General features: G+C 67.0%; 18 protein-coding genes. 7 read left to right on the top strand and 11 right to left on the bottom strand.

The genetic code is table 11. The features are described from left to right. Positions 1 to 37: 37 nt before the first annotated feature. The 4 genes from HV773_RS03120 to hpnI form a co-directional block, all read right to left on the bottom strand. Positions 38 to 1,177 carry a lysylphosphatidylglycerol synthase domain-containing protein gene (locus HV773_RS03120; RefSeq protein ID WP_129562293.1) on the bottom strand — a complete coding sequence of 380 codons (1,140 nt, stop codon included), beginning with the start codon at positions 1,175 to 1,177 and terminating at the stop codon, positions 38 to 40. After that, on the bottom strand, positions 1,174 to 2,145 hold the full coding sequence (gene hpnK, locus HV773_RS03115) for a hopanoid biosynthesis-associated protein HpnK (protein WP_227875298.1): 972 nt from the start codon (positions 2,143 to 2,145) through the stop codon (positions 1,174 to 1,176). Before hpnK ends, HV773_RS03120 begins: the two co-directional genes overlap by 4 nt. Then, the gene (hpnJ, locus tag HV773_RS03110) at positions 2,142 to 3,563 is read right to left on the bottom strand and encodes a hopanoid biosynthesis associated radical SAM protein HpnJ (RefSeq protein WP_129562294.1); all 1,422 of its coding nucleotides are present in this window, start codon (positions 3,561 to 3,563) and stop codon (positions 2,142 to 2,144) included. Before hpnJ ends, hpnK begins: the two co-directional genes overlap by 4 nt. Before the next feature lie 205 nt (positions 3,564 to 3,768). Next, a complete protein-coding gene (gene hpnI, locus HV773_RS03105; RefSeq protein ID WP_129562295.1) occupies positions 3,769 to 5,073 on the bottom strand; it encodes a bacteriohopanetetrol glucosamine biosynthesis glycosyltransferase HpnI in 1,305 nt (434 codons plus the stop codon). Positions 5,074 to 5,809: 736 nt separating this feature from the next. On the opposite strand from hpnI, the gene HV773_RS03100 reads away from it, so the two are divergent. Then, positions 5,810 to 6,805 (top strand): LLM class flavin-dependent oxidoreductase, encoded by a 996-nt coding sequence (locus HV773_RS03100; protein WP_129562296.1) that lies wholly within the window; start codon positions 5,810 to 5,812, stop codon positions 6,803 to 6,805. A gap of 29 nt (positions 6,806 to 6,834) precedes the next feature. Here the strand turns inward: HV773_RS03100 and HV773_RS03095 are convergent, their stop codons facing one another. Further along, a complete protein-coding gene (locus HV773_RS03095; protein ID WP_129563353.1) occupies positions 6,835 to 7,929 on the bottom strand; it encodes an alpha/beta fold hydrolase in 1,095 nt (364 codons plus the stop codon). Between the two features lie 219 nt (positions 7,930 to 8,148). On the opposite strand from HV773_RS03095, the gene glgC reads away from it, so the two are divergent. The 5 genes from glgC to HV773_RS03070 all read left to right on the top strand — a co-directional run bounded on the left by glgC (position 8,149) and on the right by HV773_RS03070 (position 13,976). Further along, positions 8,149 to 9,420 (top strand): glucose-1-phosphate adenylyltransferase, encoded by a 1,272-nt coding sequence (gene glgC, locus HV773_RS03090; protein WP_129562297.1) that lies wholly within the window; start codon positions 8,149 to 8,151, stop codon positions 9,418 to 9,420. A gap of 58 nt (positions 9,421 to 9,478) precedes the next feature. Continuing rightward, positions 9,479 to 10,948 (top strand): glycogen synthase GlgA, encoded by a 1,470-nt coding sequence (gene glgA, locus HV773_RS03085; RefSeq protein ID WP_129562298.1) that lies wholly within the window; start codon positions 9,479 to 9,481, stop codon positions 10,946 to 10,948. A gap of 182 nt (positions 10,949 to 11,130) precedes the next feature. Further along, positions 11,131 to 12,006, top strand: a complete 876-nt coding sequence (gene pdxY / locus HV773_RS03080) for a pyridoxal kinase PdxY (protein ID WP_129562299.1) — start codon at positions 11,131 to 11,133, stop codon at positions 12,004 to 12,006. 91 nt (positions 12,007 to 12,097) lie between these two features. Next, positions 12,098 to 12,559 carry a hypothetical protein gene (locus tag HV773_RS03075; RefSeq protein ID WP_129562300.1) on the top strand — a complete coding sequence of 154 codons (462 nt, stop codon included), beginning with the start codon at positions 12,098 to 12,100 and terminating at the stop codon, positions 12,557 to 12,559. A 295-nt stretch (positions 12,560 to 12,854) separates the two neighbouring features. Further along, entirely contained in the window at positions 12,855 to 13,976 is a 1,122-nt protein-coding gene (locus HV773_RS03070; RefSeq protein WP_129563354.1) for a branched-chain amino acid ABC transporter substrate-binding protein, read from the top strand. Positions 13,977 to 13,986: 10 nt separating this feature from the next. On the opposite strand, the gene HV773_RS03065 is transcribed toward HV773_RS03070, so the two are convergent. From HV773_RS03065 to HV773_RS03055, 3 genes are all read right to left on the bottom strand, one after another. Next, positions 13,987 to 15,951 (bottom strand): DUF3857 domain-containing transglutaminase family protein, encoded by a 1,965-nt coding sequence (locus tag HV773_RS03065; RefSeq protein ID WP_129562301.1) that lies wholly within the window; start codon positions 15,949 to 15,951, stop codon positions 13,987 to 13,989. Continuing rightward, complete coding sequence (locus HV773_RS03060) at positions 15,948 to 17,006, bottom strand: helix-turn-helix transcriptional regulator (protein ID WP_129562302.1); 1,059 nt, start codon at positions 17,004 to 17,006, stop codon at positions 15,948 to 15,950. The genes HV773_RS03065 and HV773_RS03060 overlap by 4 nt, the downstream gene beginning before the upstream one ends. 92 nt (positions 17,007 to 17,098) lie before the next feature. Beyond that, positions 17,099 to 18,361: an aspartate aminotransferase type Ic gene (locus HV773_RS03055; protein WP_129562303.1), complete on the bottom strand. Its 1,263-nt coding sequence runs from the start codon at positions 18,359 to 18,361 to the stop codon at positions 17,099 to 17,101. 171 nt (positions 18,362 to 18,532) lie between these two features. Here HV773_RS03055 and HV773_RS03050 point away from each other — a divergent pair, with 171 nt between their 5' ends. Next, entirely contained in the window at positions 18,533 to 19,402 is an 870-nt protein-coding gene (locus HV773_RS03050; protein ID WP_129562304.1) for a LysR substrate-binding domain-containing protein, read from the top strand. A gap of 54 nt (positions 19,403 to 19,456) precedes the next feature. Here the strand turns inward: HV773_RS03050 and HV773_RS03045 are convergent, their stop codons facing one another. The 3 genes from HV773_RS03045 to HV773_RS03035 all read right to left on the bottom strand — a co-directional run. Beyond that, the gene (locus HV773_RS03045) at positions 19,457 to 20,113 is read right to left on the bottom strand and encodes a hypothetical protein (protein ID WP_129562305.1); all 657 of its coding nucleotides are present in this window, start codon (positions 20,111 to 20,113) and stop codon (positions 19,457 to 19,459) included. 141 nt (positions 20,114 to 20,254) lie between these two features. Next, on the bottom strand, positions 20,255 to 20,950 hold the full coding sequence (hutC, locus tag HV773_RS03040; protein ID WP_129562306.1) for a histidine utilization transcriptional repressor HutC: 696 nt from the start codon (positions 20,948 to 20,950) through the stop codon (positions 20,255 to 20,257). Between the two features lie 84 nt (positions 20,951 to 21,034). Beyond that, positions 21,035 to 21,488: aromatic amino acid lyase (locus HV773_RS03035; protein WP_175194201.1), on the bottom strand; the 454-nt coding region annotated here is incomplete at its 5' end.

Here is a 21,488-nt window from a genome sequence, read left to right as displayed (position 1 = left end):
ATCGGCTCAGCGTGCGCTTACATCCCACAATGTACCGTCAATGCGGCTGGTCGTGGTGCACCGTGGACTTCGGCTCATGCAACTCGTGCGCCGCTCTCGCGCGAACGCAGGCCGCGGCGGGCAGCGCCTCGCTCGCGCCGTCGGCACGCTTGCCCTCGCGCAGCGAACGGCGCGTGCGCACGATCTCGGCGGCCTGCCACGACAGCAGCGCGAACACGCCGAACACCACCTCGCGCATGCGCTTGACGAGCGCAAGCGAGAACGCCACCTCCTGGCTCACGCCAAACAACTGCGCGAGCAGCACCACGGCGACTTCCTGCACGCCGAGGCCCGCCGGCACCATGAAAGCCGCGTGGCGCACGGCCTGGGTGATGGCCTCGATGGCGAGCGCCTCGCCCACCGTGACCGGATGGCCAAGCAGCGTAAGCGCCCACCACGTCTCGAACGCGCCGAGCATGTAGCCGCCGAGTTGCCAGAAGAACGCGCGGAACATGAGGCCGGTGCGCGACATGAGCTGGTCGAGGTCGGCGTCGAGCTGCTTGCCGTCGATGCCCATCATGAGTGGATTATTTGCGCCCAAGAGGCGCGCGGCCCAGCGCTCGATCGCATGGAACACCCCGCCGCGACGGAGCAAGAAGACCGCGAGCACGGGTAACGGCGCAGTGAGCAGCAGCGCGAGCGCGATCGTGACGATGGTGCGCAGCGACCCGCCGTCGCCCGTCGCCGCCACGATCAGCACGACGCCGAGCGCCGAGAACGCGTATTGCACGGCAATCGTCACGAACACCTCGACGATCACCGAGGCCGTGACCCGGCTCATGTCGCGGCCGTCGTCGCCAGCGCCACCATCGCCTTCGCCATCGGCACGCAGCTTCCAGCGCGCAAGGCGCACGCCGACGATCTCGCCGCCCACGCCCACCACGGGCAGAAGGCGGTTGACGGCCTCGCGCACGGTCGCGACCCACCATAGGAAACTGAGCGGCGCGCGCTTGTCGAGCAGGAGGCGCCACGCGTGCGCATCGAGCAACAGCGGCAGCGCGTGAAACGGCACGAGCCAGAGGAGCACCGGACCCGCCGCGCCGATCACGCGCACAACGTCGCCAGCGCCATCGTGCACGGTCAACCCGATCAGGATCGCGATCCCGACTGGCAGGCCCAGCCATTGAAGCCACTTCATGACGATGCCTGTGTCTCCTGGGTCTTGCTTGCCAGCGCGCGTGCGCCGCCCGATGCAGAGGGCTTCGCCCCCGCTCGATCGAAAAACACGTCGGTGAAGCCACCGTGGCGCACGCCCGCGCGCTTCAGTGCTTCGGCCACACGCGGCGAGATCAGCGCGTCGAGTTCGTCGGCGTGCCGATACGTACTCATCGACTGCGTGATCGGCCCTTCGCCCGCAGCGGGCGCCTCGGCCGGATGGCAATAGATCTCGCCCACGCCCTGCGGCGGCAGGTGCGCGAGCGCATCGAGCAGCACCGCCTCGTCCATCGCGCCCGTGTTCGCCATGCCCACGACGTAATCGTTATGCGCCACGCCCGCACGCGCAAGACGCGCGCGCACGAGCGCGAGCCAGGGCTTGAGGGCAAACGGCGCACCGGCCTCCAGCGGCAAGCGCATCGCGCGCAAGCCGTACTCGCGGCCGATCGAGAGGATCAGCGAGAGCACCGTGGGATGCAGATGGAAGTGCTTGTGGGTGTTCACGTGATCGAGCGCGAGCCCGGTCGCCGCAAACGCCTCGAATTGCGCGCGAATTTCCAGGGCGAGCTGCGCGCGCACGTGAGGCAAGAAAAAGAAGCGAAAGCCGTCCAGCACCATGTTGTCGCCGAAACGGCCTTGCGCGTCGACCAGCGCGGGAATCCGCGAGCGCGGCAGCATGGCCGCGCCGTCGGCGAGCACGAGGTGCAGACCCACGCGCAGGTTCGGCAGTTGCCGCGCGCGCGCCACCGCATCGGCGGCGGCGGGCGCGGCGACCATCAGGCTCGCGGCATTGAGCACGCCGTCGCGATGCGCGCGCTCGACCGCCGCGTTGACCCGCTCGTGCAGGCCAAAGTCGTCGGCGGTGAAGATCAGCGCGCCGCGGGTGCCGGGTTGGCCACTGCCGGCTTGGCCAGCCGGCGTCGCGCCCGCGCGCGCAGGTGCATCCATCATGCCTCGTGGGCGCGCAGGAAGCGGAAGAACTCCACGCCTTCGCGCAGACGGCGCTTCATCATGTCCCAGCTCGTGAGCATCTCGCGCACGATTTCCCAGATCTTCGACGGGCGGAAATAGAACTGGCGATAGAACTGCTCGAGATGGTGATAGATCTCGTCGCGCGACAGGTGCGGATAGCCGATCGCCGCAAGCTGCACGCCTTCCTTGCTCACGAGATTGATGGTCTTGTTCTCTTCCATCCAGCCGTTCTCGACGGCCTGCTTGTAGAGCGTCGTGCCCGGATAAGGCGCCGCGAGCGAGACCTGGATCGTGTGCGGATTGATTTCCTTCGCGTACTCGATGGTCTTCTTGATGGTCTCCGGCGTCTCGCCCGGCAGGCCGAGAATGAAGGTGCCGTGGATCTTGATGCCAAGCTTCTTGCAGTCCGCGCTGAAGCGGCGCGCGAAGTCGGTGCGCACGCCCTTCTTGATGTTCACGAGGATCTGGTCGTCGCCCGACTCGAAGCCCACGAGCAGCAGACGCAGGCCGTTTTCCTTCATGACCTTGAGCGTCTTGTACGGCACGTTCGCCTTCGCGTTGCACGACCACGTCATGCCGAGCTTGCCCAGACCGAGCGCGATGGCTTCGGCGCGCGGCAGGTCGTCGGTGAAGGTGTCGTCGTCGAACATGAGCTCCTTCACTTCCGGCATGTTGTCGCGAATCCACTTCGCTTCCGCGATCACGTTCTCGACCGAGCGCGTGCGGTAGCGGTGGCCGCTCACCGTCTGCGGCCACAGGCAGAACGTGCAGCGCGACTTGCAGCCGCGACCCGTGTAGATCGACACGTACGGGTAGTTCAGGTAGCCGATGAAGTAGTTGTCGATCTTCAGATCGCGCTTGTAGACGGGCGCCACGAAGGGCAGCTCGTCCATGTTCTCGAGAATCGGACGCGCTTCGTTATGCTCGATCGAGCCGTCCTTCGCGCGCCAGCTCAAGCCCTTGATCTCGGCGAACGGCTTGCCTTCGGCGATTTCCTTGCAGGTGAAGTCGAATTCCTCGCGGCAGACGAAATCGATCGCCTCGGTGGCCGTGAGCGAGTTGTGCGGATCGACCATCACCTTCGCGCCCACCATGCCGACCAGCAGCGACGGCTTGCGCTTTTTCAGGTCCTCGGCGAACAGCGCGTCGGTCGGGAACGACGGCGTGCTCGTGTGGATGATCACGAGTTCATAGTCCATCGCGATCTTCAGCGTTTCTTCGACGCCGATGCCATCGGCGGGCGCGTCGAGCACGCGGCTGTCCGGCACGAGGGCTGCGGGCTGGGCGAGCCAGGTCGGATACCAGAACGAGCGGATCTCGCGCTTCGCCTGATAGCGCGAGCCTGCGCCACCGTCGAAGCCGTCATAGGACGGGGCCTGCAAAAACAGCGTTTTCATGAGATGAGTGCTCCGCCAACCCTTTTATTAATGGGCATGAATGAACGACAAACGCGCGCGCTGACTTAAAGCCGGCGCGGCACGCCACAATTTTTGGTGTGCTCCCGAGGTTCACACCTCCAGAGCGCTTCGGTCCGGCACACTGGACCTGACTTATTCGGGCCTGACCTATTCGGGTCTGACTGCGTTGGACCCAGGCACGGCCTCAGCGGCCATCCGACACCTCGACGGCCGCCCGGCGCGGCGCGGACCTCACGCGCGCTTCGCCAGCGCCCGGCATGGCGGCCATGTCGGCGGCCACCACGACGTCGGGGTTGGCGACCGGCACGCGCACGCCGCGCCAGATGACGTGCGAGCCGAATACGGCAGCCAGCCACTGCAGCAGCAACAGCGCATCGCGCAACGGCACCAGCGGCAAATCGCGCCAGAACGCCCGCAGGCTCGCACTGCCGCGCGCATGCACCGCCAACCGCGCGATGATACCGCCAACCGTGCTCGCCCCGAGCACGGCCGACGCGACGCTCGCCCCGCCAGCCCCTGCCGCCGCGGCGCCGGCCGCGAGCTGCCAGTATGCGAACGCGCCCAGCACGAGCCACGGCGAGGTAAAGGTAATGAACAGCGACGCAAAACCCGCCGGATTGACCGAGCGAATCGTGCGCAGCCAGCGCGTTTCGCGCAGCCACAGCGTGCGGAACGTCGGCTCGATCACGTCGGTGGCGACCAACACCGGCGCGAGCACCGTGGCAAGCCCGTGATCGCGTGCGAAGCGCGCGAGCTGATAGTCGTCGGCGAGGCAATCCTTGAGCGACTCGAAACCGCCGATGCGCTCGAGCGTGCCGCGCGAAAGCGCGAGCGTCGCGCCGAAACCGAACGCGCGCGAGCCCGTGGAATGCGCGACCCGCACCGAAGGCGCGAACCACTCGTTGATGAAGAGCGCACCCACGCGCGGCCAGAAGCCGCCAACACTGCGCGCGCTGTAGAGACAGGTGACCACCCCGACTTGCGAGTCGGCGAGCGGCGCCGTGACGATCTCGAGATAGTCGGGCTCCACGGCGATGTCGCTATCGGCGACGATCAGCACGTCATGGCGCGCATGCGCCGCCATGTTGATGAGATTGCTCACCTTCAGGTTGCTGCCATGCACGCGCGAATCGATCACGAGCGCGATGTCATGAGCCGGATACGCGGCCTGCAGCCGCCGCACGACCGCGATTGCCGGATCCCTCGACGAAGACACCCCGAAGATCAATTGATAACGCGGATGGTGCTGCTCGCAGAAAGTGGCGAGATTTTCATAGAGACGGGGTTCCGCCCCACACAGCGGCTTGAGCACGCTCACCGGCAACGGCGCGCGAGCGCGTGCGCGCCGGATCGCCGTGCGCACCTGCGCGGCGGAACCGAGGCGTGGCATGGTGATCGCGGCACAGATGGCGTAAAAGGTAGCCGCGCCGCACAGCGCAACCACGAGCCACCACGCCGATGGGGACAAAGAACCCAGCACGGCCGTCATGCCTCGATGCCTCGCCCGCAGGACCAAGCCTTCGCGGCGCAATCGCGCGGCGCGCCGGCCAGCGCGAGCGTCTCGCTTGCTACCATTTGCCCTACCCCGGATATCACGAAAATTGACACGCGAATCGTATCCGCGCCGCATATTCGCCGCCACTTGCGTAACAGACGGCTACACTTTTTTAATGCCACACGAATCAGCTGATGAATTGATTAAGCAATGACCGAAAAAAGGTCCGCACGGTGTTTCCCGCACCTTTGCTTGCACCCTGATTCGAAGGGAAAAATTGTAGCAGCAACGCCCGCGCGCCGCTTCCGCGTCCCCCGCAAAAATGCCTCTCATGCTTGCAACGGCGCCAACTATTTCAGACGGTCCACAACGAGCTTCCAGCACCTCTCCATCCGGAAATAATCGGTAAGCATATTGAAATACATTTTTAACAAGATTGAATCCAGTCTTTGTCAAGCTCGTGTGAATATCGATATAAACAAGAATTATTCTGGTTCAATTATGAAAATGGTTTGAGGCGAGTCTGCGCCGCTCGCCTTGGGCGGCCCGACTGAAAATAGGAAACCACGCGGGGCGCATGGATTCCCCGAGGCCGTCAGCAGGATCCGGAGCGCTTTGGCACAATGCCCCGACCTTGCGTCTGCCTTGCAGCCGCCCCGGCGCGCACACCAGGCGTCCCAGGGGCAGGCTCGCGCGGCACGCTCCACGAACATTGGAACGCCACCCGCCCATGATTCCCTTCTCCGTCCTCGACCTCTCGCCGGTACCTGCCGGCTCGAACGCCAGCGTCGCGCTGCGCAACACGCTCGATCTCGCCCAGCACGCCGAGCGCTGGGGCTACCACCGCTACTGGCTCGCCGAGCACCACAACATGACCGGCATCGCCAGCGCCGCCACCTCGGTCGTGATCGGCCATGTGGCGGGCGGCACGCGCACGATCCGCGTCGGATCGGGCGGCATCATGCTACCCAATCACGCGCCGCTCCTGATCGCCGAGCAGTTCGGCACGCTCGAGGCACTCTATCCGGGGCGCATCGATCTGGGACTCGGGCGCGCGCCCGGCACCGACCAGACCACGGCGCGCGCGCTGCGCCGCGACCTGCACGCTAGCGCCGAGGCCTTCCCCGACGACGTCGCCGAATTGCAGCGGCTCTTCGCCGATCCGGTGGAAGGCCAGCGCGTGCGCGCCGTGCCGGGCGCGGGACTGCACGTGCCGATCTATATCCTCGGCTCGAGCCTGTTCGGCGCGCAGCTCGCGGCGGCGATGGGCCTGCCCTTCGCGTTCGCCTCGCACTTCGCGCCCGACCAGTTGCTCGCCGCGCTGCGCGTCTATCGCTCGCAGTTCCGCCCATCGGCCACGCTCGCGAAGCCGCACGCGATGGTGGGCGTGAACGTGTTCGCCGCCGAAACCGACGATGAAGCCCGCCTGCTGTTCACCTCGCTACAGCAGCAATTCGTGAATCTGCGGCGCGGCACGCCGGGGCAGCTCCCGCCTCCGGCGGCGCAAATCGCGGCAAACGAATTCGAGCTTTCGAGCGTCGCGCATTCGCTCGCGTGCGCGGTGGTGGGCGACCGCGCGAGCGTGCGTGCAGGCCTCGCTTCAGTGATCGAGCAGACTCAAGCGGATGAGCTGATCGTCACCGCGCAGATCTACGATCACGCCAAGCGCCTGCGTTCGTTCGAGATCACTGCACAGGTACGCGCGGAGATGGCCGAGGCCCGGTGACCTCAGCCCGGCCAGGCGCGAACTACAGCCTATCGCGCCTGGCTCGGCAGCGCCGCCAGCCCTTCTAGCAACGCGGCATGGAACGCCTCGGGGTCCTGCATCTGCGGCGCATGGCCGAGTTCGGGGAACTCCACGAGCTTCGCGTTCGGGATGGACTTCTGCGCCGCCTTCGCCAGCGCCGGATAGTGCCCAAGCTGAGCGCGCACCTCGGGCGGCGCGAGATCCTTGCCGATGGCGGTCGTGTCCTTGTCGCCAATCAGCAGCAGCGTCTGCACTTTCAACTGGCCGAATTCGTAGATCACGGGCTGCGTGTAAATCATGTCGTAAAGCAGCGCCGAATCCCACGCGACCTGCTGCTTGCCCGGCCCCCGGTACATGCCGGCCAGCATCTGCACCCACGGCTCGTAGCGCGCGCTCCAATGCCCCGCGTAATAAGTCGACCGCTCATAGTTGCGGATGCCGTCGGCGCTCGTTTTCAGTTCGCGCGCATACCAGTCGTCCACCGAGAGCGAAGGCACGCCTTTCGCCTTCCAGTCCTCGAGCCCGATCGGGTTCGCGAGCACCAGTTGCTCCGTCTCGCGCGGATACATCAACCCATAGCGCACCGCGAGCATGCCGCCCGTCGAATGGCCGATGATCGTCGCGCGCTGCACGCCCAGCGATTCGAGTAACGCATGCGTATTGCGTGCAAGCTGCTGGAAGCTGAATTGATAAGCCGCCGGTTTACTCGATTTACAGAACCCGATCTGATCTGGCGCGATCACGCGATAGCCGGCCTCGGTTAGCCGCGTGATCGTGTCGCCCCATGTGGCGGCGCAGAAGTTCTTGCCGTGCAGCAGAACCACCGTGCGGCCGTTGGGCCTGGACGGCTGCACGTCCATGTAGGCCATGTGCAGCGTCTGCCCTTGCGACGTAAAGCTGAACTCGCGCACCGGATGCGGATAGTCGAAGCCCTGAAGCTCGGGACCATAAGCAGGACCATCGGCCGTGCCGTCGGTCGACGCGGCCACCGTTGACGCAGCAGCGGACGGCGCATTCGCGCCACCCCCGGTTGCGCATGCGGCAAGACCGGTAACGGCGGCGCTACAGGCGGCGATGGCGTAAAGCTTGCGTATCGAAAACATGGGCAATGACGGAGGGTTCGAAATATCGCCGATTCTAGCCGTCATGCGTTGCCGCCCTGTGCAATGAATTCGCGCAAGATGGCTTTCGGTGCTAGAACAGTCAATGCGCGGTCACAAACACGAACGACGCCGGCGATGGGAAGACCCAAAATGCATCCGGCGCGCGAGCCGGGGCACGAGAACCAGGCCACACCCCGGGGGCACAACAAGGAGACGATCATGGAAACTCCGGCAAGCCTCAACGATCTACAGCGCACCACGCTCGCAATCGTGCTCGCGGGCGGGCGCGGCACCCGTCTCGGCCCGCTCACCAACAAGCGCGTGAAGCCGGCGGTCTACTTCGGCGGCAAATACCGCATCATCGATTTCGCGCTCTCCAACTGCCTGAATTCGGGCATCCGCCGCATCGCCGTGGTCACGCAGTACAAGGCGCATTCGCTGCTGCGCCACATGCAACGCGGCTGGGGCTTCCTGCGCGGCGAGTTCAACGAGTTCGTCGACCTGTGGCCCGCGCAGCAGCGCGTGGAAGGCGCGCACTGGTATCGCGGCACCGCCGACGCGGTCTACCAGAATCTCGACATCATCCGTTCGATCTCGCCGAAGCACGTGATCGTGCTGGCCGGCGACCACATCTACAAGATGGACTACACGCGCATGGTGGCCGACCACGCCGCGAGCGGCGCCGACTGCACGGTGGGCTGCATCGAGGTGCCGCGCCTCGACGCGCGCGCGTTCGGCGTGATGGCCGTGGACGAGTCGCGCCGCGTCACGGGCTTCGTCGAGAAGCCCGACGACCCGCCCGCGATGCCGGGCCACCCCGATATCGCGCTCGCGAGCATGGGCATCTACGTGTTCGAAACCGCCTATCTGTTCAAGCTGCTCGAAGAGAACATCGCGCGCACGGCCACCGACCACGACTTCGGCAAGGACATCATTCCGCGCGTGGTCACCGACGGCCATGCGATCGCCCATCCGTTCAGCCTCTCGTGCGTCTCGTCCGATCCGAACGCCGAGCCCTACTGGCGCGACGTGGGCACCATCGACGCCTACTGGTCCGCCAATCTCGATCTGGCCTCGACAATTCCCGCGCTTGATCTCTACGACCGCAACTGGCCCATCTGGACCTATCAGGAGCAGTTGCCGCCCGCCAAGTTCGTGCGCGACCTGAACGGGCTGCAGGGCTCCGGCACCAACCTGATCGTGTGCGGCGGCAGCGTGATCTCGGGTTCGCAGATCTCGCGCTCGGTGATTTCGTCGAATGTGGTTGTGAAGTCGTTCTGCAACATTGCCGAGGCAGTCTTGTTGCCCGAGGTGACGGTGGGCGCGAGCTGCCGGCTGCGCAAGGTGGTGGTGGACCGCGGCTGCGCGATTCCCGACGGCACCGTGATTGGCGAAGACCCCAAGCTCGACGGCGAGCGCTTCTACCGCACCGAGAATGGCATCGTGCTGGTCACGGAAGAAGCGCTGGCCAAGCTCAGGCGCGGCGGCTGAGCGACATAAGCGCCCCATCAACGATAGCCGGTCTCTCGCCCGCAAAGGCCCCATTCCGATGACGATCCGCGTACTGCACGTAGCCAGCGAACTCTATCCGCTGCTGAAAACCGGCGGTCTCGCCGATGTCACGGCCGCCCTGCCCGTCGCGCTGATCGAGCAAGGCGCCGATGCTCGCGTGCTGCTGCCGGGCTTCGCGAGCGTCGCCGCGGGCCTCGCCGATCTGCGCCCTGTTGCCCCCCCGGCGCGCCTCGCGCGCACGTTCGGAGCGCCCGAAGCGTCGCTCGAACTCGGCCATCTGCCGGGCAACGGCCTGCCCGTCTACATGATTCGCGCCGATGCGCTCTACGCCCGCCCAGGCAGCCCGTACCTGGACGCCGCCCAGGTGCCCTATGGCGACAACGCCCAGCGCTTCGCACTGCTCGGCTGGGCCGCCGCGCAGCTCGCCCAGCACGCCGATCCGGACTGGGCGCCCGCCATCGTGCACGCGCACGACTGGCACGCGGGGCTCGCCCCCGCTTACCTGCGCGCGGCGGCACGCGAACGCCGGCACGCCGGCACGCGCACCGTCTTCACGATCCACAATCTCGCCTATCAGGGCATTTTTCCCGCGCAACAGTTCGACATACTGGGCTTGCCCGCCGACTTCTTCGACATGCACGGCGTGGAGTTCTACGGCCAGCTTTCATTCCTGAAAGCCGGTCTCTATTTCGCCGACAAGATCACCACGGTGAGCCCGACCTACGCGCGCGAGATCCAGACCGTCGCCCAGGGCTGCGGCCTCGAAGCGCTGCTCAAGGGCCGCGCGCACGATCTCGTGGGCATCCTGAACGGCGTCGATTACTCGATCTGGCATCCGGCCCATGACGACGCTATCGCCGCGCATTATTCGGCCGCGCACATGAGCGGCAAGCCGCGCTGCAAGACGGCGCTGCAAGCGCGCCTGAAGCTCGCGCAGCGGCAAGACGCGCCAGTGTTCGCCGTGGTGAGCCGCCTCACCGAGCAAAAGGGCCTCGACCTGCTGCTCGGCGCGCTGCCCGAGATTGTCGCGCGCGGCGGGCAAATCGCCGTGCTCGGCACCGGCGACGCGAGCCTCGAACAGGGCTTCGTGCGCGCGGCGCGCCAGCATCCCGAGGCCGTGGCGGTGGAGCTCGGCTTCGACGAAACACTCGCGCACGCGATCGTCGCGGGCGCCGACGTCATGGTCGTGCCTTCGCGCTTCGAGCCGTGCGGGCTCACGCAGCTCTACGCGCTAGCTTACGGCGCGCTGCCGCTCGTGCACCGCGTGGGCGGTCTCGCAGACACCGTGGCCGACGCCTCGCTGGAAAATCTAGCCGACGGTATCGCCACCGGCTTCGTGTTCGAGCGCTTCGAGCCCGACGCGCTCGCCGCCGCGATCCGCCGCGCCTTCGCACTCTACGCGCGCAGCCATGACTGGCGCGCGACGCGCGAACGCGGCATGCACCAGGACTTCGGCTGGGCCGCGTCGGCACAACGTTACATGGCGCTCTATCGCGAATTGGCCTGAAAATTGGCCTAAAGCGGCGCACGGTTTGCACAGCAGATTGCACAACACTTCGCACACCGGAACGCAACCCGCGAGACGGATGCGCGCAACACTGCGCACACGCGGCCATCGACTGGGCGCGGCGAATTCGGTTATCGTTGCCGCACCGCGCGAAATTTCGCGCCTCGCCCCACAGAACGCCCATGAAAAACGTTTTGAGCATCCAGTCACACGTCGTATTCGGCCATGCGGGCAACAGTGCCGCTGTGTTCCCGATGCGCCGCCTCGGCGTGAACGTATGGCCGCTCAATACCGTGCAGTTCTCGAACCACACGCAATACGGCCACTGGACTGGCGGCGCAATCGATGCCGAGCAGATGGTGGATCTTGTCGATGGCATCGGCGCGATCGGCATGCTGCCGCGTTGCGACGCGGTGCTCTCGGGCTACCTCGGCGCGCCCGAGCAGGCCCAGGCCGTGATCGACGTCGTGCGTGCCGTGAAGGCCACCAACCCTCACGCGCGCTACTTTTGCGACCCGGTGATGGGCACGGTCAACGGCGACGGCAATGGCTGCAAGGTCGAGCCCGGCATTCAGGAGTTTCTCGTCAAGCACATGCCCGAAGTGGCCGATGCGCTGATGCCGAACCACAGCGAACTGCAACGGCTCGTCGGGCGCGAGATCGAGACCGCCGAGGAGGCTGTCGACGCCTGCCGCGAACTGCTGGAGCGTGGCCCGAAGCTCGTGCTCGTCAAGCATCTGTTCGACCGCAACAGCCCCGCGGACACCTTCAACATGCTCGTCGTGAGCGAGCAAGAGGCGTGGCTCGGCCAGCGCCCGCTCTATCACTTCGCGCGCCAGCCCGTGGGCGTGGGCGACATCACGAGCGCCATCTTCGTCGCGCGCCTGATGAACGGCGACGCGCTGCGGCCCGCCTTCGAGCACACGCTCGCCGCCGTGAACGCGGTCGTGAAGACCACCTACGACGCGGGACGCTACGAACTGGAAATCGTCGCGGCGCAGGACCAGATCGCACGCCCGCGCGAATGGTTCGACGCCTGGGCCATCGAGATGGATTGAGGGCGGGCCGCGCGGCCTATAATGCGAGCCGCGCGCCATGCGCTGTTCCAGCGCCAGGCGCCGCGCCCTCCGTTAGTCTAGAGATCGATCGATGTCCCACCCCATCCGTAGCGAACAAGAAGAGTATTTCGAGCAACTGTGCCTTGCCGTCGACGCCGGCGAGACGCACGAGCAGGAAGCCATCGAATACTTCGAAGAGCAAAGCCATGAAGCCGATTTCGACGCAGCCGTCTGGCTCGACATCGCGCTTTATCACGCACCCGAAGTGGCGCGCGGCATCATCGACTTCGTCGACGAGGACGACCGCCAGCGCAGCGACATCGCACAGACCATCGCCGACAATCTCGACATCGCCTATGGCGACGAAGACTGCGAGCGCTTCGAGGCGATCGTGCGCTTCGCGCTGGCCAATGGCGTGCCCCTCGATCTGGACGTGGTGCTCGACGGCTGCAACCGCGCGCTCGACGACCTCGAAGGCTGGGCCAACGAAGACACCATGGCGCCGCTCGTGCGCCTGCGCGAAACGCTGCTGGCAATGCAAGCGGAGCGTTGAGCGCGCAGCACCGCAACATACAAGCAACACACAAGCAGCACACACGCGGCACGGCCCATCCACGATATGGAAAAAACACCGCTGCGAGCTTTGCACGGGACCAGAGTAAGCGCTCGGCGTGAGACCGGGGTAAGCGCTAAAGCACTAACTCCACCCGACAGCTAAAGCGCCAACTCTGATCGACACAGGAGCCACGATGAGATCGCGCCACACGCCACGCCGCCCATCCGGTGCGCCGCCCCGTCCGTCGCGGCGCGCCGCGCTGCTCGCGGCCACCCTCGGCGCGCTCTCGTGCATGCTCGCCACGGCGCCCGGCGCCGCCTACGCAGCCGGGCCGCTCACGGCGCTCACCGTACGTATTGGCTTCGCCGCGCCACTGAGCGGCGACTACGCCGATTATGGCCGCGACCTGCAAAAAGGCGCACAGCTCGCTATCGACGACGCCAATGCGCAAGGCGTGAAAATCGGCGATCAAACCGCGCACTTCGAACTCGTCAGCGTCGACGACCGCGCCGACCCGCGCGGCGGCGTACACGCCGCTGCGCGGCTCGCCAATGAGAACGTCGTGGCCGTGGTCGGCCACTTCAACTCGGGCGCGGCAATCGCGGCTTCGCGCATCTACGAAAGCGCCGGCATCCCCATGATCGCGCCCACCGCGACCAACCCCACGCTCACCTCGCAAGGCTTCGCGAACACCTTCACGGTGATCGCGAACGACGCGCGAACCGCTGGTATGGCGGGCGCATGGGCCGTCGACGAGATCAAGGCGCGGCGCATCGCCATCCTGGACGACCGCAGCGCGTTCGGCCAGGGCGAAGCCGACGTATTCGAGCGCACCGTGAAGGCGCGCGGCGGCACCGTGGTCGCACGCGAGTTCGCGATGAGCGAATCGGGCGATATCGTCGACTTCGGTCCGCAGCTTGCACGCATCCAGGCCGCCAACGCCGACCTGCTCTATTTTGGCGGCCTCGCGCACGAAGCGGCGATGCTCGTGAGGCAAATGAAGGCGCGCAACATGAGCGTGCAGTTCGTGGGCGGCGGCGGCGTGGCGATTCCCGACTTCGTGCGCCTGGCGGGCGTGGCGGGCGAAGGTGCGCTCGCGTGGGAGTACGGCCGCCCGCTCGCGCAACTGCCCGACGGCCCGCATTTCGCGCAACGCTTCAAGAGCCGTTTCGGCGTTGATGTGCTCGCCTACGCGCCGTTCGGCTACGACGCCACATGGGCGGCCATTCACGCGATGACGGCCGCCAGATCGGCGAATCACGAGGTCTGGCGCGGCGCGCTCAAGGCACTGTCCTTCGACGGTGTGACGGGCCACATTGCCTTCGACGATCAAGGCGCGCTCAAGAACGGCGCGGCGACGCTCTATCGATTGAAGCAGGGCACGTGGGTGCCGGTGACGACGCGCGGCGGCTAACGCTTGGCCCTCATCGGGTCCTGGCACGCACGACGATCTGCGCCCGCGTATCGCGCTGCATGCGCACGAGCGCGTCGCGCATCTGCGCGAACTGATCCGGCGAGCACATCTGCCGCCCGAAATGCGCGGCAAGCCGGCGCGAAATCTGTACCGTGCGCGACGCCGGATCGAACACATAGTGCGACGCGTAATCGAGCTGTATGCCGTCTGCGTCCGCGCTTGTTGGCACGCTTGCGGAAATGTCACGCGGCATGTCGGTCACGCGCGCGAACGCAGGCAGCACGATTTGCGCGTGCTCCTCGAAATCTCCGCCCACGCAGGCCCATGGCTGCGTGCGGCGCGGCACTGCGAGCCACGCGTCGAGTTGCGAGGCGATGCCGCCCGGAAAACTGCTCAAGGCCGGCAGCGCCGTCGTGCCGTCGGGCCAGACGACATGTTCGAGCGTGCCGGCGACCGTAACCGCGAACGGCCCCTCGGTGGCATCGAGCGCGCTCGTCGAAACCTGCGCGGTGCCGGCGAGGCCCGCCTGGCGCAGCCGCTGCAACGCGATCTCCCGCGCCTGGCGACGCGTCGCGCGGCGCAGCGTGTTGCGCTCGGGTTCCGCGCCCGCGCCGGTGTCCTCCACGCGAAAGCGGTACGCCGCGCCGCCGTCGGCGGCCACGTCGATTTCTAGCCGCGCCATACGATTACGCGCTTGCGTGGCGGGCGTGCGCACGAGCACACCGTCGTCGACGAGCAGCGCCGGACGATCCAGCACGCCCGCCGGCAGATAGCCGAACGCCACGCCGCCCGACGAGGTATCGGCGAAAACGCCCAGCTCGGGCAGCCATGCAATCACATGATCGATCGCCTCCACGCCGTAACCCGGCACCGAGGGCAACTCATAGACCGGACCGAGGTTCAGCAGGGCCGCTTCGGCACGAATGCCCACCGCCGCGAGCAGCGCAGTGAACAGCGCGACGTGGTCCTTGCAGTCGCCGTAGCGCGCGCGCAGGATGTCGACAGCGCGATGTGGGGCCGCTGCGGTCTCGCCCAGAAAAAGCGCTACATAGCGGATATTCAGGCGCATCCAGTCGTAGATGCGCGCGGCCTTCTCGTGCGGATCCGTCACTCCCGCCGTGAGCGTTTGCGCGAGGGCCGCGATGGACGGATCGGTTGCGGTGGGATCGGCGGCGTCGTCGCGGTAGCGCGCAGCAAAGGCCGCATAGTCGGGCACGGTGCTCACCATGAGGCGTGCGCCCCAGTTCACGCGTGCCACGGCACCCGGCTCCAGCGGCACGTAAGGACCATGGCGATACTCGAAGACGTAGCGCGTGCGGCCATTCGCGCTCACGGGCGCGAGCGCCTCATACCCGCGTGCATCGACATGAAGCGGCAGATCGGCCGGCAGATCGAAGACGAGACGCTGAAGCTCGACCGGCTCGCCCGGCGGCTCGGCGAAGTACGAGAACGTGCGGGCATGCAGCGCCTTCGCTCTGCGTTTCGTCCAGACTAGGCGCATGCGCGAACCTGGCTGCACGCCCGGAAAGATCACTGTGCGCAGCACGCCGTCCTGGAAGGTCGGCGCGCCCGCCGAGCGCGGCTCCTGAACGTCGCGGATCGCGCTTGCGCCCACTTCGTGCACCGTGCCGTCGGGGTCGATGGTCTGCGCCGAGAGCGCCGCGATCATTTCGCCATCCTTATTGAACCAGACGTAGCGCTGCGCGACGGCATCGACGCCCGCGGTGGTGTTGGCGCGCATTGTCGAGTCGTCGTGTTCCTCGATCGAGCCATCGTTCTGTACAACGAACTCATGGACGTCGCGCTCGAGCGTGGCGGGCGGCAGGTCGGCAAGATCCGGGGCATCCTCGGGCACCTGCGCTTGCACCTGGACTCCGGAAGGCGGCTGAGCCTGCGCACACGGATAGGCGAACGCCAACGCCAATGCAAGCGCGAACGCATCGGCTCTTGCGCGCGCGGCGCGCACAGTGCTCATGGCAGCCGCATCGCCGCCGCGTTCGTGGTGGCCATCGCGCTGGGTGCAGTCGTCGCGCTCGCCGCGCGCGGCCAGGACGTCGCCGCAAGTTCGCGGGCGCGCATCGCGTCGCGCCACGCTCGCGGGCTCGCGCCGAACTCCGCGCGAAACGCCGCGTTGAAGTTGGACAGATCGTTGAAGCCCGTATCCAGTGCAATGTCGACGATCTTCTCGCCGCCCTCCCCGGCGAGCAGCCGCAGCGCGGCCACGCGCAAGCGCGAGCGCAACAGGTATTGATGAGGCGTCACGCCCGCAACCGCCGAAAAGGTCCGCAGGAAGTAGAACTCGCTCACGCCCGCCGCCGCCGCGAGGCTCGCGAGCGTGTGCGGCGAGTCGGGCGTCTCTTCGATCAGACGCAGCGTAGCCGCCACGCGCGCAGCCGCGGCCGCCGATGGCCCCGATCCAGCCGTCAACGTTGCCCTTCCTTGACCGCGCACGTCCTTGGCGCCCGCGCTCACGTGCAAGGTCGCCACCGCTAGCGCAATCGCCAACTCGTCCCACGCAGCGGGAGTTCCTGCACCACGCTCCAGCGCCTCGACGTTCGCGCAGGCCCGCGCGACAAGTGGCGCGAGCGCACGCAGCGGCGGCACGCGCAGCGCGCTCCAGCGCCGCGCGCGAGGCACGAGACCCGCAGCGGCGGCCTGCTCGTCGAGCCAGTCCGGATCGAAGTGAAACGAGATGCAGCGGTCGCCCGCGCTGTGGCGGTGGCCGCATTCGAAGCACGCGCCCGGCTCGCCCAGCATGAGCGCGCCCGGGGTCATCAATTCCGGGCCACGCCCACGGCCGGCCTTGCCCGCACCACAGCGGTAGCCGAACGACCCGGCCGCGACGATCGCGAGGCACGCGCTCGCGTGGCGCTCCTCATAGGGCCGGTCGGCTGGGCCGAATGTGCAGACAACGTCATCGGCCTGCCAGCCGGGGCCGCTCGCGAGCATGCACGCGAGCGGTGGCCGCGCCGCGCCCTCGCGCGTGCGCTGCGCGAGGGCGCGTTGCAGACTGGCGGCAAGAGCGGACATGTCGGCCTCAGCTGGACGATGGAACTCGCTTTTCGTTGTAGCACATCGTTCTGCTGCATGCCGTGCCGCGAGCGGGCGCGGCAGCGCTGCGCTCAGAGCGCCGCCACCTCGCGCTCTTCAAGCGCCCGCAGCAGCGACACCGCAATCCCCTGAGCCGCCAGCCGCACCTCCTCCAGCGACGGAAACGAAGGCGCGATGCGCAGATGGCGGTCCTCGGGATCGACGCCATAGGGGAACGCCGCGCCCGCGGGCGTCAGCACGAGCCCGGCCTCGGCGGCCAGCTCGACGGTGCGCCGCGCACAACCCGGCGGCGCGTAAAGACTAATGAAGTAGCCGCCGCGCGGCACGTTCCAGCGCACCTCGGACACGTGGGCGAGACGCACGCGAAACACTTCGTCCACGGCGGCGAACTTCGGCGCGAGCAGCGCGCGATGGCGCGCCATCAGCGCCTCGAGCCCCGCGCGATCGCGGATAAAGCGCACATGGCGCAACTGATTGAGCTTGTCCGGGCCGATCGTGCGCGCCGCCGCGCAGCGCTGCCACCAGGCCACATTGCCTGGCGCCGCGGCCAGCCACGCGAGCGCACCGCCCGCAAAGGTCGCCTTCGAAAGCGAGGCGAACACGAGCACGCGCTGCGCATGCCCGGCCGCCTCGCACGCCTCGATCACACTGGGCGTCGCATGCCGCTCGCCGGTGAGGTGGTGAAAGCGGTAGGCGTCGTCCCAGAAGAGGCGGAAGTCGGGCGCGGCGGCGGGCATGGCGGCAAGCCTTTGCACCACCTCATCCGCGTAGATCGCGCCCGTGGGATTGCTGTAGAGCGGCATGCACCACATACCCTTGATCGTGGCGTCGTTGCGTACGAGCGCTTCCACAGCATCCATGTCGGGGCCGTCATCGCGCATGGGCACGGCGATCATGCGCACGCCCAGCGCCTCGCAGATCGCGAAGTGCCGGTCGTAGCCCGGCGCCGGGCACAGAAATGCAATCTCGCCCTGCGCGCGCCACGGCGCGCTGCGGCCCTCGCCTTCCCCAACCGGCACGCCGTACAGCAGCGCGAATGCGAGCGCGTCATGCATGAGTTCGAGGCTCGAATTGCCGCCCGCGATCACCTGCGCCGCGGGCACGCCCAGCAGTTCGGCGCCCAGTTCACGCGCCTCGGGCAAGCCTGACGCAAGGCCGTAGTTGCGACAATCGAAGCCATCGCTCGCGCGATAGTCTGCAACGAGCGCCGGATCGAAAAGCCCCTGCGACAGATCGAGCTGCTCGGGCGCAGGCTTGCCTCGCGACATGTCGAGGCGCATTCGCAGCTGCCGGAATTGTTCGTAGTTCAAATCAATAGACGGGTTGGTCGACATGGGTTTTTCCGGCATGAGCATGAAGGCGTGAGAGAGGCGCAAGACAGCGCTGGAACACGAATCGTCCGGACCAGCATACGAGCGTCGCCACGTTCAGGCAAACGCGTTATATTGAACGTTTCAATCAGTTTTCCTGATGCAGCGTTTCCCCATGACGCGCATCCCGTACCCATGAAGACCCTCGATTTCGACGTCCTCGCGATGGTGGTGGCCGTGGCCGACGCCGGCAGCTTCGTGCGCGGCGCGGCGCTCGTGCACCGCTCGCAGGCGGCGCTCTCCATGCAGATCCGCGCGCTGGAGGACACGCTTGGCAAGCCGCTCTTCATTCGCGCGCCGCGCAACGTCACGCCCACCCCCGACGGCCACACGCTGATCGCCTACGCAAGACGCATGCTCGCCCTGCGCGACGAAGCGTGGGCCTCGCTCGCGCACCCGGAGGTCACGGGCCGCGTGTCGATCGGCATGCCCGACGACTATGCGTCGTCGCTGTTGCCGCCGGTGCTGCGCAAGTTCTCGGCGAACTGGCCGAAAGTGGAGATTCAGGTGGTCGGGTTGCCGAGCAGCGCGCTCGCGCCGCTCGTGAAGGACAACAAGATCGATCTGGCCTGTGTGACGGGCACGCGCGAACTCGCTGGCGAATTCATCCGCTTCGAGCCGATGGTTTGGGCCGGCCCGCCCGCCCAGGCGAGTGCGGCCATCGGCCGGGAGGTCTGGCGCGAGCGGCCCTTGCCCATCGCGCTCTTCAGCGCGGGCAGCGTCGCGCGCTCGAACGCGATTGCCGCGCTCGAACGCGAAAACATCGCCTATCGCACGTCGTATGAAAGCCCGAGCCTGATGGGGCTGTGCAGCATGGTTGCGGCGGGTCTCGCGGTCGCGCCGCTCGCACGCTGCGCGGTGCCCGAGACCTTCGTCACGCTGGGCCGGCAGCACGGGCTGCCAGCCTTGCCCGAACTCGAAGTGGTGCTCGCGCGCAGCGCCCGTTCGAACCGGCCGACCTGTGACTTTCTCGCCGAGCAGATTCTCGCGGAACTGCGGGCCTGAGAAGTTGCACGGCCATGCGCCTCCAAGTCGTAACCGGGACCGCGGTCGCCGGAATCAGTCGTCGATCGATCGTGTAAGCAGCGCATAAAGGCGCGTGATGTGGCGTAAAAGCAACTCGCGGTGCTTCTCGATCTGATCGAGCCGGCCTTCGAGATCGGCGCGCACGCGCTCGTCATGCTCCGCCTGGGCAATCACGTCTTCGATACGCGCGCGCAATGCCTCCGGCTCCACCGGCAGCATGCTCAGATGCCGTTCGAGCTTGCGCACGTCCTGCGCGGCCAATTCACGAATCTTGCGCGTGCCTGCAAGGCGCCGTTGCGCATCCTGGGTGGCCGCGTCCTGCGCGCGCCGGGCATCCGCGCCATGGCCGAAGATCGGCTCCGTGCGCAGCACGGGCGCCTTGCGCACCGGATGCGCGGTGCCGCGAAAGCGCGCGCGCGGGGTTTCGTCGGCGATCGCGTCGCGTGCCTCCTGGGGCACGTCGCCGGGTCCGTGCGGCTCGTCCATCCAGCCTTCGGGCAAGCCGGTGACGGCTTCGATGCCTCGCACGAACTCCGCGCTGAAATCGCGCTGCCCCGTAGCAATCAGCTTCATGTGGCTTGCCGAAAACGTCATCATCCTCGCGAGCCGCGTGACCGCGCCCACTTCGCGCGTGAGAAGCGCGAGGTTCGCGCGCCACGTGGGCATGAGCGTTGCGCTGGAATCTTCCATTGCGGAGGTCCTCCCTCGTGGGCCGGGCAAGCCTGGCCGATGCCTGAAGGTTAGCCGCATCGCAAGGCATGACGCAACCCGCGCGCGACATCGTCTCAATGGAAATGAAAGAAAACAGAAAGACGGCGGGAGGCGGGCCGCCTAGAAGTGCCCCGTGAAGCGATACCGGCTGCCCGGGTGCCACAGGTTCGCCACCGATGCCACGCGCCCGCTCGAACGGGTGCGGCGGTGCAGGACGAGGCACGGCTCGACCTCTTTCATCTTGAGCCGCGCGCGCGTGTCGCCCTGCGGGGCGAGCGCCTCGATGCGGTACTCCACGCCCTGGAGCGGCGCGACGCGCATGAGGTAATGGTTCGGGGTGGTGGACGTGAAGTCCTGCTCCACGTAATCGGGTGCGACGTCGGGATTGACCCAGCGTTCCTCGAGCTGCACAGGCTCGTCGTTCTCGAAGTGCAGCATGCGCGAGTAGAACACCCGATCGTTCGTGCGCAGCCCCATTTCGATCGCGAGCGCTTCGTCGGCGGGCAACTCGCCGATCTCCAGCACCTCGGCGCGATAGCCATGACCGCGTGCGAGAATTTCGTCGGAGATGCTGCGGATCGCCACCAGCGTGGACTCGTACTTGGGACGCGCGACGAAAGTACCCGCGCCCTGCACGCGCGTGAGCACCTGCTCGGCGGTCAGCTCGCGCAGCGCGCGATTCACCGTCATGCGCGCGACCTTGAACTCGCGCGCAAGCTCGTTCTCCGAGGGCACCTGGTCGCCCTCGCTCCACTCGCCCGCGTGGATGCGCGCAAGAATGAAGTCCTTGATGCCCTGGTATGCGGGTGCGTTCATTGCTTGGTCGGCGTGGTCCAATAGGCCGATGGATACGTTTGCGCGCCACCGGCCCTCTTTTCGCCGTTGCCGTTGGTGCGCTTCTTAGTGCGCTTCCGACTCGAACGCAAACGGGCTGTGCGCGGCGATGGCGCCGTTCTGCACGAGCTCCGTCATGGCCGCGATATCGGGTGCGAAGTAGCGGTCAAGGTCGTAATGCGGCACTTCATTGCGCACCGATGCCATCACCTTCTGCAGCGCCGGGCTGGTCGCGTGCGGCGCGCGCAGGTCCACGCCCTGGGCGGCGGCCAGCAGTTCGATCCCGAGGATGTAGGCCGTGTTGCTGGCGATGTCGGCGAGCTTGCGCGCGGCGAAGGTCGCCATCGACACGTGGTCTTCCTGGTTCGCCGAGGTCGGCAGCGAATCCACCGAAGCCGGATGCGCGAGTGTCTTGTTCTCCGAGGCCAAGGCCGCGGCCGTCACGTGCGCGATCATGAAGCCCGAGTTCACGCCGCCGTCCTTCACGAGGAAAGGCGGCAGGCCCGACAGCGTCGCGTCG

The sequence above is a fragment of the Paraburkholderia caffeinitolerans genome, from assembly GCF_902859945.1.
GTDB lineage: Bacteria > Pseudomonadota > Gammaproteobacteria > Burkholderiales > Burkholderiaceae > Paraburkholderia > Paraburkholderia caffeinitolerans.
This window is presented reverse-complemented; position numbering and strand designations above follow the sequence as displayed.

What these genes read in the sequence shown, in the direction of transcription:
- HV773_RS03120 (WP_129562293.1), bottom strand. Translation starts at nt 1,177, where the DNA reads ATGAAGTGGCTTCAATGGCTGGGCCTGCCAGTCGGGATCGCGATCCTG.
- hpnK (WP_227875298.1), bottom strand. Translation starts at nt 2,145, where the DNA reads ATGATGGATGCACCTGCGCGCGCGGGCGCGACGCCGGCTGGCCAAGCC.
- hpnJ (WP_129562294.1), bottom strand. Translation starts at nt 3,563, where the DNA reads ATGAAAACGCTGTTTTTGCAGGCCCCGTCCTATGACGGCTTCGACGGT.
- hpnI (WP_129562295.1), bottom strand. Translation starts at nt 5,073, where the DNA reads ATGACGGCCGTGCTGGGTTCTTTGTCCCCATCGGCGTGGTGGCTCGTG.
- HV773_RS03100 (WP_129562296.1), top strand. Translation starts at nt 5,810, where the DNA reads ATGATTCCCTTCTCCGTCCTCGACCTCTCGCCGGTACCTGCCGGCTCG.
- HV773_RS03095 (WP_129563353.1), bottom strand. Translation starts at nt 7,929, where the DNA reads ATGTTTTCGATACGCAAGCTTTACGCCATCGCCGCCTGTAGCGCCGCC.
- glgC (WP_129562297.1), top strand. Translation starts at nt 8,149, where the DNA reads ATGGAAACTCCGGCAAGCCTCAACGATCTACAGCGCACCACGCTCGCA.
- glgA (WP_129562298.1), top strand. Translation starts at nt 9,479, where the DNA reads ATGACGATCCGCGTACTGCACGTAGCCAGCGAACTCTATCCGCTGCTG.
- pdxY (WP_129562299.1), top strand. Translation starts at nt 11,131, where the DNA reads ATGAAAAACGTTTTGAGCATCCAGTCACACGTCGTATTCGGCCATGCG.
- HV773_RS03075 (WP_129562300.1), top strand. Translation starts at nt 12,098, where the DNA reads ATGTCCCACCCCATCCGTAGCGAACAAGAAGAGTATTTCGAGCAACTG.
- HV773_RS03070 (WP_129563354.1), top strand. Translation starts at nt 12,855, where the DNA reads ATGCTCGCCACGGCGCCCGGCGCCGCCTACGCAGCCGGGCCGCTCACG.
- HV773_RS03065 (WP_129562301.1), bottom strand. Translation starts at nt 15,951, where the DNA reads ATGAGCACTGTGCGCGCCGCGCGCGCAAGAGCCGATGCGTTCGCGCTT.
- HV773_RS03060 (WP_129562302.1), bottom strand. Translation starts at nt 17,006, where the DNA reads ATGTCCGCTCTTGCCGCCAGTCTGCAACGCGCCCTCGCGCAGCGCACG.
- HV773_RS03055 (WP_129562303.1), bottom strand. Translation starts at nt 18,361, where the DNA reads ATGTCGACCAACCCGTCTATTGATTTGAACTACGAACAATTCCGGCAG.
- HV773_RS03050 (WP_129562304.1), top strand. Translation starts at nt 18,533, where the DNA reads ATGAAGACCCTCGATTTCGACGTCCTCGCGATGGTGGTGGCCGTGGCC.
- HV773_RS03045 (WP_129562305.1), bottom strand. Translation starts at nt 20,113, where the DNA reads ATGGAAGATTCCAGCGCAACGCTCATGCCCACGTGGCGCGCGAACCTC.
- hutC (WP_129562306.1), bottom strand. Translation starts at nt 20,950, where the DNA reads ATGAACGCACCCGCATACCAGGGCATCAAGGACTTCATTCTTGCGCGC.